Raw genomic sequence first — 14,860 nt, forward strand, 5'->3', positions numbered from 1 at the left:
TCGCTAGTTGCGTTATCGCGGCTCGGCAACGCGCGCGTAGTCGAGCTTCGACACCGGAATCCAGAGTCCTGTCATCATGTTACGGCTTTGTCAGCGCTTTCTGTCACTTTGTCAGCGCTTTTTATCCCTTTGTCTGAGCCTCGGTCTCTCTTCTCGGCGTCGGCTTCGGCAGCCGTACCTGGGCGATGGCCTGAAGACTGAATTCGGGGGCGATTTCGGTCCAGGCCATGGCCGCGAGGTCGATCTCCTGTTGCTTGAGCCATTGTTGCAGCGACGCGCGGACGTCGCCGGCGACCACGACGACCGGCTGCAGGTCGTTATCGAGAGCCGCCAGCTGCTGTTGGAACCAGGCGCCTAGCGCTCGAGACAGCGGTGCCGGTAACCCGCTGCGCAGCGGCTGATCCTCGGCATGCCGTTGGGCGGCGCGCAGCGCTTCTTCCAGCGGTCGGGTGGCGACCCAGGCCGGTAGCACTCTGTCGCTCCGTGCATGGCGGTGACAGATTTGGCGCGCCATGGCAACGCGGATGCGATCGGCGAGCCTTGCGCTGCTGGATTCCTGCGGTCCCCAGGTCACCATCGCCTCGAGAATGGTGCGCATCGAGCGGACAGGGACCCCTTCGTTGACCAGGCGCCGCAGGATCTCCGCCATCTTCTGCAGCGAGACGACGCGAACCGCTTCGGTGACCAGTTCGGCGTAATCCGTTTCCATTCGGGCGAGCAGCGCACGCGCTTCCTGAATACCGACAAAGTCACCGGCGTAGCGCGTCAGCGTGCGCTCCAGGCAGTGCTCCAGTACCTGATCCGGCGTGCGGTAGCGCACGCCAGCATCAAAGAGTGCGGTGCCAGCGGAGGACGGTAGCCACTGCCAGGTGCCGCGGCCGACCAGCGCCGGCTCGGTTTCCGGCGTCAGCTCGAGGAGCTCCAGTGTGCTGGCGTCGTCATCCAGCAGCAGCCGAGATGCCGCCAGCTCGCCGTTGAGCACCGGCACTTCGTCCAGCTCGACGGCGAAGCGGCGGGCGGCAAGGCCCGGCTCGATTCTCAGTCCGACCGAGGGAATGGCAATTCCCAGGTCGCGCTCGACGCGCTCGCGGGCGGCCTGCACGCCTTCCCGCAGGACATCCAGCGATAGCGTGTCGGCCAGCCCGGCACCCAGGCACAGCATGACGCGATGTTGGCGGGGATCGTCATCGGCCTGCCGGGAAGAGGCGTCGCCCTGCGACTCGGCGGCGGCATCACCGGAGGTCGACGATGCGCCGTGGTCGGCATCGGTGTCGCTCTGATCGGCTTGCTCGGCCGCCTGCTCGCGCAGATGGCGTCGGCGCAGGAAGTAAGCGGCGCTGCCCAGCAACCCCGCCAGGGCCAGGAACACGCCGGTGGCGAAGCCCGGCACGAAAGCGGCGCAGAACAGTACCGCGGCGGTCAGGCCCAGCGCTCTGGCGTTGCTACCCAACTGGCCGACGATCTCGCTACCCAGGTCGCTGGCATTGTCGGAACTGACGCGGGTCACCACGGTGCCGGCGCCGATCGAGATCAGTAGCGCCGGGATCTGGGCGATCAAGCCATCGCCGACGGTCAGCAGCGAGTAGGTTTCCACCGCATCGCCGAATGGCATGTCGTGCTCCAGCATCCCGATCAGCAAGCCGCCGATCAGGTTGACGAAGAGAATCACCAGTCCGGCAATGGCGTCGCCCTTGACGAACTTCATCGCCCCGTCCATGGCCCCGTAGAGCTGGCTTTCGCTCTCCAGCAGCGAGCGTCGCCGGCGAGCCTCGACGTTGTCGATGTCGCCGTTGCGCAGTTCGTTGTCGATGCTCATCTGCTTGCCGGGCATGGCATCGAGGGTAAATCGGGCGGCGACCTCGGCGACGCGCTCCGAGCCTTTGGTGATGACCAGGAACTGGGCCACCGTGATGATCAAGAACACCACCATGCCGATGACGACTTCTCCGGCAATGACGAAGTTGCCGAAGGCGTTGACGATCTGGCCGGCATCGCCTTCGAGCAGGATCAGCCGGGTCGTGGTGATCGACAGGGCCAGACGAAACAGCGTCGCCAGCAGGATGATCGGCGGCAGCGAGGAGAACTCCACCGGGTGCGAGATGTAGAACGCCACGATCAGAATCAGCAGACTGAAACCGATGTTGATGCCGATCAGCGCATCCACCATGGCAGTGGGGAGCGGAATGATCATCATCACCACTGCCAGCACCATGAACGCGGCGATCACCACGTCGCTGCGCTGGGAGGCGCGGCGGGCCAAGGTGTTGAGGCGACCGAGAAATTTGTTCATGGCGCGGATTCTCCGCAGGCGGTGTCATCGTGACGGCGCTGTTCGAGGTAACGCTGGAAATGACGTCGGGCCAAAGCGCGCTCGCCGGTCAGCCATTCGGCACGGCTGCGCAGCAGGATCAGCGTGGCGTCGTGTTCGTGGTTCGCCTCGAGCCGCGCTATCACGTTGAGCGCGCGCGCGCCATTGCCGCTGGCCAGAAACCCCCGGCATAGCGCGCGCAGAACGCCGGCGTGATCCGGCGCCATGCGATTGGCGATCAGCAACATGACCATGCCGCGTCGAGTCTGGCCGCTTTTAAGATAGAGATGGCCCATCAGGTGCAGCAGATCGACGGCGTCGCGATCGTTGACCGAGCCAGGGGACTGGTTCAAGTGAAACGCTCCTCGTCGAGATCGTCGCCTGCCGGGGCGAGTGTGGCGTCGGTCAGGCGGCTCTCCCAGGCCTGACGCCAGTCGAGTTCTTCACCCATGATGATCCTGGCCGTGGAGACGGTGTCATCGTCTGCATCCATCGAGGGCAGGACACTATCGATCACATGCTGAAGGAGTTCGATGCTGCGCTGATTGTCGTAGCTGCGAGCATCGTTGGCCTCGGGGCTCGCCAGGGCATCGAGGCGCTCGGCCAGGGCGGGGCGGTCGGCGTCGCGTCCTCGGGCCTTGCTGGCCGCGCGGGTGAAAGCCTCATCGCGGGCCGCGGTCCTGTCGGCGTGCCGAGTCGATGTGACCTCGACGCTCGTGGCGCGATGGCGATCATCGGGAATCGGTCGATCGGTGATCTTCATGAGGCGGTAGCCAGGTCAATGCATCAATCGTGGTTGTCGTTCAGAGCGTTAGCGCGAACTGGTCGTCACCGCGACGCAACAACACCTGCTCGGGTTGAATGGCGGAAATCACCCAGCCCGATGCCAGCGCCGCGCCGGGATAGAGCCGTTTTCCCCGGTTGTCGATGACGTAGGGGTTGGTTCCAAGCCAGACGGCTTGCAGTTTCAGGTCGGGCCGGGCAGGAGCCACTCGTGGCCGCGCGGTGTTGAGCAGCACCTGGTGGCTTCCGAAGTGCTGATCGAACCAGCGCTGCGTCTGATGCCAGGCGTCGACCTGATTCGCGGCGTAGTCACCGGACACGCTGAGATAGGCGCCGTGGTCGGTCACGGAGAGCGAGGCGAGACCGGCATCGGCCAGGTGCTGGCGCAGCGCTTCTGCCGGGCCCGGGCGCGCGTCGGCTACCATCTGGCTGACCCCCTCGAGCACCTGTGGATCCAGCTTGGCCCTGAGGGGGTAGCCGCCGATGTTGGCACCCGCCTGATTGACGTCGATGAATTCATAGACCGCCAGCACCCCCAGCGTCGCCACGAGAGCGAGCATCGTCGCGCCACGGTTAAGGGAGGTTCGCCAGCGTGGCGACAACGGCGGTAGCCTGGGCAGCGTCGGCATTATCGCGGGTGCCTCGGGTCGCGATAACGTCAGCGTCACGCCACCACAGCACAGTTCTGCGGGGAGCTCGCTACGCAGCCCAGTGCCTTGAGTGACGGTTCGACCGTTGATGACGATATCGCCGCCGACGGCCTCGACGGCCATTTGCCGGCCGTGAAAACGCAGCACCAGGTGCTCTGGCGCTATTCCGGCGTCGCTGAGCAGGACGTCGGCAGTGTCTTGGCTGCCGATCCGACAGACGGTGTCGGTCAGATCTACCGCGGCGCCACGATGCAAGCCGGCGGTAACGGTGAGCGTCGTAACGATTTCGCGTGCCGACGCCAGAGAGGAGGTGACGGATTCCATGCGGTTAACTCGCTAATGTCGTACGAAGCAGTGAGAGATCCCTTGGCTATTCGTGCCGCAATCACCGGGCGGATAGCCAAGAAAACTCCGAAGAACGGTATCCTTTTCGCCACTCGACCTGGTCGCCTCGATCGCGAGGGCCACGACGCAAGGTGTGGTCGATAGGGCGTCGCGGGCAGCGTGGCGCTCCCCGCGACTTTCCGCATCAGTTCTGCGGGCGCTGCTTGGTCGCGTCGAGCATGGTTTTCTTCTCGGTCGTGACCTTGGTGATTTCCGCGGATTTCTCGATTGCCTGATCGAAGACTGCCTTCAACTGACTGATGGAAGAGTCAGCGCTGTCATTCGAAGTTGACGGATCGATTGCAGGAGTATCAGCCATGGTATTTCTCCTAATAGCGTGAGATTCAAAGTCCGCAGTATCCGCGGCTCGACAAAGAACGCCAGAATGATTCCCAGCTCTCGGCGAATAATCAGGAATCCAATCTAACAGGATCAAGACTACTGGGTAGCCATGACATCGCAGCGGCCAGGAAGTAAAACTTTGATGTGTTGTGTGTTTTTGGGTAACCAAAAGAAATCCTAGGATATTCTTCAAGTGTCTAAAAATTAATATTTTTATCTTTTTTGAATGCTCGTTCAACTCCCGCTGGGTATGCAATAATTACAGGATATGACATTTAAATGAGCGTTTAAATTGCCTGTCGAGCCATCTATGCCGATTCCGATTTGTGGAATCGCTACCGAGTTTGTGCAGTAAAATGCGCAAATGGATGAATTCCTGGTGCGGGAAGTGACGGCTCATTTAAATAATCATAATTTTCTTAATTAGCAGAATTCATTTCTCGGATAGCTGTCTTTAATGGCAGACAATTGGCGATGGGGCGTGTCGTTCAATGGCGTCACTCGAGGATTTATGATCTGCACGAGTCGAGGGCAGGCGTAACGAGACATCCGTCTGAGGCCGTACCAATGCTCTCCCGTTGCCGCGTCGACCTATCGTTCTTGCCGGAGGCTTCCTGCCGATCGTCTGCAACCTCGTCATCAATGTCCAACCGACGTTAACTTGATTAACGTCAACGACACGAATTAACCGTGGTGAATTTTGTCTTTAAATTCAATCATTTATTGATGTTCGTGTGAGGCGTGTCTATAGTCGAACTCCTCCTTGGGGAGTAGCCGATCACCGCTGCGTCAAATGCTGGCGGTGATGCTCGTGTCAACAGACCCGGCAATGCCGTGGCACGAACGCCGAGTCCGGTTGGCGAGACCATGGACACCCGCAGCGCAAAGTCGGTCTTTGCGGGTGTCGTGGCGACATTACCGGCTGGACAAGACCATGAACCCTGCATCCCTCCTGTTGCTCGCTTTCGCCATGTCGACCGATGCCTTCGCCGCATCGATCGGCAAGGGAGCGGCCCTCAAGCGTTCGCGCTTTCCTGAAGCGCTGCGAATCGGCGTCATCTTCGGCACCGTCGAAACGATTACACCGGTTATCGGCTGGGCCATCGGCCTGGCGGCGACGCGATTCGTCTCCGAGTGGGATCACTGGATCGCTTTCGTGCTGCTGGGCGCGCTCGGGGCGCACATGATCCGGGAAGGATTCAAGACGGCCGACAGCGAGACGGATGAACAGGAGGCGCCGGCGCGTAAATCGGTCTGGCTGCTCGCGGTGACCGCGCTCGCGACCAGTATCGATGCCATGGCGGTCGGGGTGACGCTGGCATTCGCCGACGTCAACATCCTGGTCGCGGCAGCGGCTATCGGCATCGCGACCACGGTCATGGTGACTGCCGGCATCATGCTCGGACGGGTGATCGGCGCGATCATCGGCAAGCGCGCCGAGATCGCGGGCGGATTCGTGCTGATCGCGATCGGCATCGCTGTCCTCTACGAGCACCTGTTCGCCCATATGGGCTGACGCCCGTCATCCGGCCCACCAGCATCTGCCACGGCTGTTGAATCCGGGCACCGCTCGTTCTGGGTCGACGACTCGCGCGCTGCCGCCGCGCCCCGGCTATGCTTAACCGTGATTCCATCATGGAGTGGCGCCATGCCGTCCTCGCTCTGGCGACAATCGCTCGCCGATTTCCAGCACGCCGTTGAGACCCGTTCCACGCCGGGTTGTGGTGCCGCTGCGGCAGTCAATGGCTGCCTGGGATTGTCATTGGTCCTCAAGGGGGTGCGGCTGCATCGCGGCGAACCGCAAGCGGATCGGCAGCGTCTCGTCGCCGAGGGGGATGCGCTCCAGAGAGCACTGGCTGAAGCTGTCGACGATGACGCTGCGGCGTTCGCCAAGTATCTCGAAGCGCAGCGCCTGCCGAGCGATACCGACGCCGAATCGAACCAGCGCGAGAGCGCCTTGAACGAAGCCCGCGACGCTTCGATCCGGATTCCGCTGGCGGCTGCCGAGCGGTGTCAGAAAGCATTGGAGCTGGCGGTCGAGGCGCTGTCCCTGACCTCTCGGGCGATGCGTAGCGACACGCTGGCAGGTGCGACGATGCTCAGGGCCGCGCTGGACGCGCTATTGATCGGTATCGAGGCCAATCTTGAGGCGCTGCCCGATCAAGGCAAGCGTCGCGAGCTCGAGATTCGTTGTGGCGAGCTCCGCGATAGCGCCCAAGCCCAATGCCAGCGACTTGGTCTCGCCGGCTGATCCATTTCCCCGGCGCCGGCGGCTCAGTCCGGCACCGGCGTCTCGAAGGTGTCGCGCCGCCGGATCGACAGCGTCGTGCCGATCGACGCGGCAATCACCAGCCCGATCGCCATCCATTGCAGGGTGCTCAGCAACTGACCCAGGAACAGCAGCCCTGAGAGGGCGCCAACTGCTGGCTCCAGGCTCATCAGCGTGCCAAAGGTCTGCGTCGGCAGCCGCGGCATCGCGATCATCTCGAGCGTGTAAGGCAGCGCGGTGGAGAGCACCGCCACCGCCAGCGCGTAGGGCAGCACCTCCGGCGCGAACATCGCCGTGCCTACATCCAGCAACCCCACCGGAGCGATGACGACGGCGGCGATGGTGATGCCAAGCGTGGCGCTCTGGGCGCCGTTGATGGCCCCGGCCTTCTGTCCAAACAGAATGTAGAGCGCCCAGCAGACGCCGGCGCCGAGGGCGCAGGCCGCGCCATAAGGGTCGATCGGGCCGCTGCCGCCATCGCCCAGCAGCAGCAGGCAGATCAGGCCGAGTACCGCGAGTGCCACCCATAGCAGGTCCAGCCAGCGCCGCGACGAGAGCATCGCCACCGCCAGCGGCCCGGTGAATTCCAGCGCCACGGCGATACCCAGCGGTACGGTCCGCAAGGCCTGGTAGAAGAGGAGATTCATGACGCCGAGGGAGACGCCGTAGATCAGCGTCGATTTCCAGGCGCGACGGCTCAGCGGCTGGCGCCAGGGTCGCATGACGATCAGCAGCAGCAGGGCGGCGATGATCAGGCGAATCGAGGTCGTGCCGGTGGCACCGATGACCGGGAACAGCGACTTGGCGACAGAAGCGCCGCTCTGGATCGAGCACATCGCCACGATCAGCATGGCCACCGGCCAGATCCTGGCAAGCATTTCGCGCATGGCGACTGACATGACACCCCCTGACGTCTGCGGCATGATGGCTCGCCAGACGTTGCCATTCGCCGCCGGTGGCGAGTGGCATTCGACGAGAGCCGCGATTGTACGGATGGGCAATATATTGCACAAGTCTAACGAGCGTCCCGACGTACTGGTCCACGTGGCTGCCAATGTCAGGCGTCGGCGCCAGGCCGCGGGGCTGAGCCAGCAGGCGCTGGCCGATCAGGCCGGGGTGAGCCGACGCATGCTGGTCAATATCGAAAAGGGCGATGTCAACGTCAGCCTGAACACGCTCGATCGCCTGGCCGAAGTCTTGGGAGTGCTGTTCTATGCGCTGGTCCAGCCGCCCGATAGCGAGGACTCCGCGCGTATCGACGAGGTCGCCTGGGTGGGAGCGCACCCCGACAGTCGTGCTCGACTGCTGGCGAGCAAGCCGGCACGGCAGGAGGTCGAACTGTGGTCGTGGTCGCTGGAGCCGGGAGACGTCTACGAATCGGCTGCGGACGACGCCGGCTGGCACGAGATGCTGGTGGTGATCGAGGGGACGCTGACCCTGAACCTCGGCGAGCGTGAGGTGACGATCGAGGCCGGCGACTTCCACGTCTATCCCAGCGACCAGCCCTATCGCTATCGCAACGATGGGGCTGGTCGACTGCGCTTCATTCGCAACGTGGTGTATTGAAGCCGAGCTGCGAGCGCGGGCGATACCGACTCTACAGCCCGGCCTTGTCCAGTCCGAATGCCTTGTCGGCGGAGCCGGGAATCGCCTGGAAGGCGATGCTGAGGCGATTCCAGCCGTTGATGGCGACGATCAGGAAGGTCAGGTCCGAGAGCTCCGCTTCGGAGAAGTGGCTGCGAACGTGGTCGTAGGCGCCGTCATCGACCCCATGCTCGGGCAGCCGGGTCAGCGTTTCGGTCCATGCCAGGGCGGCGCGCTCGCGCGGGGTGAACAGCGTCGATTCCCGCCACAGCGCAACGTGGTGCAGGCGCAATTCGCGCTCGCCGTCGATCTTCGCCTCCTTGACGTGCATGTCGACGCAGAAGGCGCAGCCGTTGAGCTGGGACGCGCGCAGCGTCACCAGATGCTTGATCTCCTTGATCACGTCGCTCTGCGACAGCGCCATGTTGAAATCGATGTACTTCTGGGCGGCCTGGGGAGAGGTCTGGTAGTAGTTCACTCGGGCTTTCATGTCGCTTACCTGTCTGGGTCATGGGAGTTGAGATTTGAGTACCGAGACAGGATGAAATGCGGGAAGGCGTTCTCACAGAGCCAAAAACGGTGGCGATTTCTGGGCCATCGCGAGACGACCTGCGATGCGTCACGCCATGAGCGCGGCCAGCCGGGCGGCCAGCGCGTCGGCGTGGGCGGTATCGGTGACGTTGGTGAAGCTCAGCAGCAGCCCGGACTGTCGTGTCGGGATCAGGGACCACTCGGACAGCGCGTGCCCACCTAGCCCGGCGCTGGCGGCCCGGTTCGCGATGGCCACGTCGTCGGTGCCGTCGGGAAGACGGGCCAGCAGGTGCATTCCGCCGGCTTGCAGATCGATGTGAATCCGATCGCCCAGATGGTGCTCGAGCGTCTGGCGAAGATTTTCACGGCGCTCTTTGTAGAGCGCCCGCATCCGCTTGAGGTGGCGGGCAAAATGGCCTTCGTCGATGAAATCCGCGACCACCGCCTGAGTCAGCGTCGGGCAGCCATGGCTCAGGCGCCGCATCGCACGCTGAAAGATCGCGACCTGAGAGAGTGGAACCACCAGATAGGCCAGTTTGATGGCGGGGAATAGCACCTTGCTGAACGTGCCGGCATAGAGCACGCGCCCATCGTGATCGAGACTCTTCAATGCCGGTACGGGATGGCCGTGGTAGCGATATTCGCTGTCGTAGTCGTCCTCGATCACCCAGGCATCCTCACGACACGCCCACCCCAGCAAGGCCTGGCGTCGGGCCAGCGTCATCGTCACCCCGGTGGGGCTCTGGTGGGTGGGCGTGACGACGGCGAAACGGGCTTGGGCGGCGCGGGAATCTCCTTCTTCGACGTTCAGTCCCTCGGCGTCGACGCCCACCGGCGTCAGGTGCATCCCGTCGTTCAGCAGTCTTTCACGCGCCATCACATAGCCCGGCTCCTCGAACCATCCGCTGTCGCCGGGTTTCAGCAGTGCCCGACAGATCAGGCCAAGCGTGTCGCGGTAGCTGTCGGTGATGAAAATCTGTTCGGGCTGGCAGGCGATGCCTCGCGACACGCCGAGGTAGCTCACCAGCGCGCGCTTCAGCGCCGGGTGGCCGGTCGGCGGCGGGTAGTTGAGTTCGGCGCTGGTCTGGGCCCTGAGTCGGCGATGGGTCAGGCGGGTCCACAACTTGTCGGGGAAGGCGTCCAGCGCCGGCAGCCCCAGTTGGAAGGGTAGCGGCGGTTCGAGATCAGGCTTTGGTTCCTGCCCGGTCGCCGCCTCCAATGTCGCCGCCGGTCCCGTGGCATCGGGCAGGTGTGGGGAGACGATGGTTCCCGCCGGCCCTCGCGGCAGAAAATACCCTTCGCTGACCAGCAGCTGATAGGCCAGCTCGACCGTGCCGCGCGACAGGTTCAGCTCACTGGCGAGGCTGCGTACCGAGGGCACCCGTTTGCCGGGTGGCAGGCGCCCGTCCGTCATCGCTTCGCGCAGGCGCTGATAGAGCTGCCGGTAGATCGGCACGTTCTGCGTGCGGTCGAGCCGAAGTGGGGTATTGGACATGTCGATGTCCCAGAAGATCGAAGACGTCTTGGCGCTGCCAAGCGGGTCCGTCCGATTCTACCCTGGCTGCTCTATCAGGAGGATGTCCGATGACGACCGTTCGACTATTACTGGTGACCACGGAGCAGGAGTGTCTGCGCTGCTTCGATGTCATGCGCGAGCTTCGCCCGCATCTCGATGCACCGCAGACCTTCGTCAGCCGGATCATGGGCCAGATGGCCATGGGGTATCGGCTGCTGGCGGCGTGGGAGGCGAATCGGGTCGTCGGACTGGCGGGCTATCGCCTGACCGAAAACCTGCTGTATGGCCGCTTCGTCTATGTCGACGATCTCGTCGTCAGCGCAGCAGGGCGACGCCACGGTTTGGGGGCGCGGCTGATCGCGGCCGTGCGCGAGGAGGCGAGAACCCTGGCGTGTCGCCATCTGGTGCTGGATACCGGGCTGGGCATGGCGCTGGCACAGCGCTTCTACTTTCGGCAGGGCCTGCTTTCCCGAGGCATGCACTTCGTGGAAGCCTTGAGCGTCGAGGAGATGGCATCGTGACGATACCCACACTGCTCGTGACCGCCAGTCCGCATCGCGACGAGGCTCTGGGTAACCGTCTGGCGCGGCAGATCGCGGCGCGAAAGGGAGGCGACCTGCTGGTACGGGATCTCGCCGCCGAGCCGCTGCCGCCGTTGACGGTGGACTACGCCCGGGCGCTGACGCTGCGCGATCCCTTGCCTCGCTCGAACGCGACGCTTGAGTTATCCGAGCGCCTGATCGAAGAGCTCGAATCCACCGACCGGCTGATCATCGCGACCCCCATGCATAATTTCGGCATGCCCGCGGCGCTGAAGCTCTGGGTCGATTACGTGCTGCGCATTCATCGAACCTTCGCGCCGACCCCGCAGGGCAAGGTGGGCCTGCTGGCGGCCCGGCCGACACTGGTCATCGTCAGCTCCGGTGGCTTTCACCGCGCCGGAGAGTCGAAACAGCCCAATTTCCTCACCCCGCATCTCGAAGCCGTGCTGAGTACGCTAGGCATTCGAGCGCCGGAATTCGTGTATCTGGAAGGGCTGGTCGGCCGACGCGCCACTCCCGAGGCGATGATCGCAGAGGCGGTTGCCGTGCTGGGCGACGCCTGGTACTGACGGCGGCCGACCCCCTCGAACAGCCCATCATCACGTCGACGGGCAGATCCCCGACGCATTCGGCATCAAGGACCGCACTGCCACTCGCCTTCCAGTGTGCGCTGGGCGCCGTCGGCGCGGTCGTAGGTCAGCGTCGCCGGCCGAGCGGGCGACTCGCCGCCACCGCTGGGTTCGCCGGTCACCTCGATTCGGAGGGTCTTGCCCTTGCCCTCGAAAGTCGGGTTGCCGGTCATGCCGTCGAATCCGCCGGGCGCCGAGACCCGCTCCACGTAGCCGGAGACCTTGACCACCCCTTGCGCCGCCGATGACGAGTCGACATTCCCCTTCGCGACCAGCAGCGGCGAGGCTTGCGCCGTCGAGAACTGGCAGCCCAGCTCGCCCGGGAGGTTGGCCTCGCCGATATCCGACGCCGTCAGGGCGTCCAGGGTTATCGTCGAACCGTCCCCGCCCCGGGTTCCTCCACCAATGCCCGGCGTCGGCTCGTCGGTGGTCTGGTCCTGGCGTGTCGGTTCCTGGGCGGTGGGCTGTTCCGCCGATGACGCCTGGCCGCTGGCGGCGTCGTCCTTGTCCGAAGACGAATCCGAGCAACCGGCCAGCATCAGCGTCAGCAGGCTGGCAGCGACGATACCGGCTCGATATCTCTTTCCCTGGGTGAACTCCATGTTTCCTCCTGGAACGTTTTCTCCTGGAACCATCGATGGGACTCACGATGACCACGCCTGAACTCTACCGCGAGTGGTTAGTCGATGGGTAATGACCTCCCTGCTACCTTGGGAATCCGTACTGCTGTCGCCACCGCGCAGGCTCGTCCGTCTTGCATTGGTTTTTCTGATCCCAAAGAACGGATAACAATATTTTAACGATGCATCATACGTCTTTAGTGTTAGGTGAAGGGCATCAATAACAACTTCACGCACGCTGGAGCCACAATGAGCACTTCCACCGACACGCTCGTGGTCGGCGCCGGGCAAGCTGGCATTGCCATGAGCGAACACCTGAGCCGACACGGCGTTCCCCATCTGGTACTCGAGCGCGATCGCATCGCCGAACGCTGGCGAACGGCGCGCTGGGACTCGCTGGTGGCCAATGGCCCAGCCTGGCATGACCGCTTTCCTGGGCTGACCTTTCCCGCCATCTCGCCGGACGGCTTCGTGCCGAAGGAAGAGGTGGCGGACTATTTCGAAGCCTATGCGCGGAAATTCGACGTTCCCGTTCGCACTGGTGTCGAGGTCACTCGCGTGACACCGAATCAGGGACGGCCGGGATTCACGGTGGAAACCTCTCAGGGCACGATCGACGCACAGCGGGTGGTCGCAGCGACTGGCGCCTTCCAGACGCCGGTCATCCCCGCCATCGCGCCTCAGGACGAGCGCTTCACGCAGCTGCACACGGCCGATTATCGAAACCCCGAGCAGCTTCCCGAGGGCGCCGTTCTGGTCGTCGGGGCCGGCTCGTCAGGCACCCAGGTGGCGGCAGAGCTCAATCGTGCAGGACGTCAGGTTTACTTGTCAGTGGGGCCGCATAACCGCCCGCCGCGGGCCTACCGCGGTCGGGATTTCTGCTGGTGGCTCGGCGTGCTGGGTGAGTGGGACAACGAGGTTCGCAGGCCCGGATCGGAACACGTCACCATCGCCGTCACCGGTGCGCGTGGCGGCTACACCATCGATTTCCGTGAGCTGGCGCATGCGGGCGTGACGCTGGTAGGACGCACCGAGTCCTTCGTCGACGGCGTGGCGCGATTCGCCTCCGACCTCCGCGCCAACCTCGATGCCGGCGATGCCAATTATCTGGCCTTGCTGGACGACGCCGATGCCTATGCCGAGCGCAACGGGCTCGACTTGCCGCCGGAGCCGGAAGCCCGAGTGATCCCGCCCGATCCGGATTGCGTCTCCAACCCGCTTGCCGAACTCGACCTGGCGAAAGCCGGCATCACCACCATCATCTGGGCGGCCGGGTTCTCGCAGGATTATCGTTGGCTGGAAGTCGATGCCTTCGATGCGGATGGCAAGCCAAGCCACCAGCGCGGGGTCTCGAGCGAGCCCGGCGTCTACTTCCTGGGCCTGCCGTGGCTCTCCCGTCGCGGCTCCAGTTTCATCTGGGGCGTCTGGCACGACGCCAAGCTCATCGCCGATCACATCGCCAAGATGCGTGACTATCTCGCCCGCTACGACTCACCCGGTTCCGTCTCGGCGACGCCGTCAGCCAGCGATGCCGCGTCCTCGACCGATTCTCGTCCTCGGAGGGTCAGCTAATGCCGACGCATACGCGCATCCGCATGTTCAACACCCAGGAAACCTACCCCAATCAGGCCCTGGACAACGATCTGTGCCAGGCCGTCCGAGCAGGAAACACCGTTTACGTACGCGGTCAGGTGGGAACGGACTTTCACGGCAATCTGGTCGGGCTGGGCGATCCTGGCGCCCAGGCCGAGCAGGCGATGAAGAACGTCAAGCAACTGCTCGAAGAAGCCGGCAGCGATCTTTCGCACATCGTCAAGACGACCACTTATATCACCGATCCGCGCTTTCGCGAGCCGGTCTACCGTGAAGTCGGCCAGTGGCTGCGTGGGGTCTTCCCGATCTCGACCGGACTGGTCGTCGCCGGTCTGGCGCAGCCGGAGTGGCTGATGGAGATCGACGTGATCGCGGTGATTCCCGAGGAGGACGCATGACCTTTTCGATCGCGGCGCGCTGTGCCGAGACGGGCGAAACCGGCTGTGCGGTCAGCTCATCGAGCATCTGCGTGGCGGCGCGCTGCGCCTTCGCCGGCCCCGGCGGCGCGGTACTGACGCAGAACGTCACCAATCCGGCACTGGGGCCCGAGGGATTGGCGCTCATGGCACAGGGCCTGTCGCCGCAGGCGGCGTTGGCGCGGCTGATCGAGGGGGAGCCTGCCCCGCAGTATCGGCAGTTGCTGCTGATCGACGGTGAGGGCCGCACTGCCGTCTATGACGGTGACAATGCCCTCGGCGTGGTCGGCCGTGCCGATGGCCTCGACTGCGTGGCAGCCGGCAATCTATTGGCCGATGCCGAGGTGCCACGGGCCATGGTCTCGGCGTTCGAGCAGAGCGAAGGGCCGCTGGCGGAGCGGCTTCTGGTCGCCATGGAGGCAGGCCTGGCCGCTGGCGGCGAAGCTGGCGCGGTGTTTTCTGCCGGCCTGGTGGTGGCGCGCCCCGAGGCGTCCTGGCCCGTCGTCGACTTGCGCGTCGATTGGCATGACGCCCCGATCGCTGAACTGCGTGGGCTGTGGACGCGCTACGCGCCAAAGCTCGAGGCCTATGTCACGCGCGCGCGCCAGCCGGATGCGGCGCCGAGTTACGGCGTCCCGGGGGATCAGTGAGGCAGACCCCGACAAACTTCCGAATTGACAAGAAAATGGGTGA

17 protein-coding genes are annotated in these 14,860 nt (G+C 64.0%); 8 read left to right on the plus strand and 9 right to left on the minus strand.

The features are described 5' to 3' along the window. Positions 1-121 precede the first annotated feature (121 nt). From sctV to BTW07_RS19980, 5 genes are all read right to left on the minus strand, one after another. A complete protein-coding gene (sctV, locus tag BTW07_RS02645) occupies positions 122-2,290 on the minus strand; it encodes a type III secretion system export apparatus subunit SctV (RefSeq protein WP_075568597.1) in 2,169 nt (722 codons plus the stop codon). Next, positions 2,287-2,661, minus strand: a complete 375-nt coding sequence (gene sctY / locus BTW07_RS02650) for a type III secretion apparatus assembly chaperone SctY (protein WP_083941442.1) — start codon at positions 2,659-2,661, stop codon at positions 2,287-2,289. The genes sctV and sctY overlap by 4 nt, the downstream gene beginning before the upstream one ends. Beyond that, the gene (locus BTW07_RS02655; RefSeq protein ID WP_075568598.1) at positions 2,658-3,071 is read right to left on the minus strand and encodes a hypothetical protein; all 414 of its coding nucleotides are present in this window, start codon (positions 3,069-3,071) and stop codon (positions 2,658-2,660) included. The genes sctY and BTW07_RS02655 overlap by 4 nt, the downstream gene beginning before the upstream one ends. A 40-nt stretch (positions 3,072-3,111) precedes the next feature. After that, positions 3,112-4,065 (minus strand): SctD/MshK family protein, encoded by a 954-nt coding sequence (locus tag BTW07_RS02660; protein ID WP_075568599.1) that lies wholly within the window; start codon positions 4,063-4,065, stop codon positions 3,112-3,114. Between the two features lie 205 nt (positions 4,066-4,270). Further along, positions 4,271-4,444, minus strand: coding sequence for a hypothetical protein (locus BTW07_RS19980; protein ID WP_167369271.1), 174 nt, complete (start codon positions 4,442-4,444; stop codon positions 4,271-4,273). 957 nt (positions 4,445-5,401) lie between these two features. Between BTW07_RS19980 and mntP the strand changes: the two genes are divergently transcribed. Beyond that, positions 5,402-5,983 (plus strand): manganese efflux pump MntP, encoded by a 582-nt coding sequence (gene mntP, locus BTW07_RS02665; RefSeq protein ID WP_075568600.1) that lies wholly within the window; start codon positions 5,402-5,404, stop codon positions 5,981-5,983. A gap of 132 nt (positions 5,984-6,115) precedes the next feature. Next, positions 6,116-6,718, plus strand: a complete 603-nt coding sequence (locus BTW07_RS02670) for a cyclodeaminase/cyclohydrolase family protein (RefSeq protein WP_075568601.1) — start codon at positions 6,116-6,118, stop codon at positions 6,716-6,718. Between the two features lie 23 nt (positions 6,719-6,741). On the opposite strand, the gene rhtA is transcribed toward BTW07_RS02670, so the two are convergent. Next, a complete protein-coding gene (gene rhtA, locus BTW07_RS02675; protein ID WP_075568602.1) occupies positions 6,742-7,635 on the minus strand; it encodes a threonine/homoserine exporter RhtA in 894 nt (297 codons plus the stop codon). Between rhtA and BTW07_RS02680 the strand changes: the two genes are divergently transcribed. Further along, complete coding sequence (locus BTW07_RS02680) at positions 7,634-8,302, plus strand: helix-turn-helix domain-containing protein (RefSeq protein ID WP_232823882.1); 669 nt, start codon at positions 7,634-7,636, stop codon at positions 8,300-8,302. The two genes, rhtA and BTW07_RS02680, sit on opposite strands and share 2 nt — an antisense overlap. Before the next feature lie 31 nt (positions 8,303-8,333). Here BTW07_RS02680 and BTW07_RS02685 read toward each other — a convergent pair whose 3' ends face one another. Next, entirely contained in the window at positions 8,334-8,810 is a 477-nt protein-coding gene (locus tag BTW07_RS02685) for a carboxymuconolactone decarboxylase family protein (RefSeq protein ID WP_075568603.1), read from the minus strand. A gap of 129 nt (positions 8,811-8,939) precedes the next feature. Beyond that, on the minus strand, positions 8,940-10,346 hold the full coding sequence (gene pdxR, locus BTW07_RS02690; RefSeq protein ID WP_075568604.1) for a MocR-like pyridoxine biosynthesis transcription factor PdxR: 1,407 nt from the start codon (positions 10,344-10,346) through the stop codon (positions 8,940-8,942). A gap of 89 nt (positions 10,347-10,435) precedes the next feature. Here pdxR and BTW07_RS02695 point away from each other — a divergent pair, with 89 nt between their 5' ends. Beyond that, on the plus strand, positions 10,436-10,888 hold the full coding sequence (locus tag BTW07_RS02695) for a GNAT family N-acetyltransferase (protein WP_075568605.1): 453 nt from the start codon (positions 10,436-10,438) through the stop codon (positions 10,886-10,888). Beyond that, positions 10,885-11,478, plus strand: a complete 594-nt coding sequence (locus tag BTW07_RS02700; RefSeq protein ID WP_208605361.1) for an FMN-dependent NADH-azoreductase — start codon at positions 10,885-10,887, stop codon at positions 11,476-11,478. The genes BTW07_RS02695 and BTW07_RS02700 overlap by 4 nt, the downstream gene beginning before the upstream one ends. A gap of 65 nt (positions 11,479-11,543) precedes the next feature. Here the strand turns inward: BTW07_RS02700 and BTW07_RS02705 are convergent, their stop codons facing one another. After that, positions 11,544-12,140, minus strand: a complete 597-nt coding sequence (locus BTW07_RS02705) for a hypothetical protein (RefSeq protein ID WP_075568606.1) — start codon at positions 12,138-12,140, stop codon at positions 11,544-11,546. Between the two features lie 267 nt (positions 12,141-12,407). On the opposite strand from BTW07_RS02705, the gene BTW07_RS02710 reads away from it, so the two are divergent. From BTW07_RS02710 to BTW07_RS02720, 3 genes are read left to right on the plus strand one after another with little or no spacing between them, the layout of a single operon-like run. Continuing rightward, positions 12,408-13,730: a flavin-containing monooxygenase gene (locus BTW07_RS02710; RefSeq protein WP_075568607.1), complete on the plus strand. Its 1,323-nt coding sequence runs from the start codon at positions 12,408-12,410 to the stop codon at positions 13,728-13,730. Beyond that, complete coding sequence (locus tag BTW07_RS02715) at positions 13,730-14,149, plus strand: RidA family protein (RefSeq protein ID WP_075568608.1); 420 nt, start codon at positions 13,730-13,732, stop codon at positions 14,147-14,149. Before BTW07_RS02710 ends, BTW07_RS02715 begins: the two co-directional genes overlap by 1 nt. Next, positions 14,146-14,817 carry a DUF1028 domain-containing protein gene (locus BTW07_RS02720; protein WP_075568609.1) on the plus strand — a complete coding sequence of 224 codons (672 nt, stop codon included), beginning with the start codon at positions 14,146-14,148 and terminating at the stop codon, positions 14,815-14,817. The genes BTW07_RS02715 and BTW07_RS02720 overlap by 4 nt, the downstream gene beginning before the upstream one ends. The last annotated feature ends 43 nt before the right edge of the window (positions 14,818-14,860 follow it).

It is taken from the genome of Salinicola socius (assembly GCF_001937195.1).
Classification (GTDB): domain Bacteria; phylum Pseudomonadota; class Gammaproteobacteria; order Pseudomonadales; family Halomonadaceae; genus Salinicola; species Salinicola socius.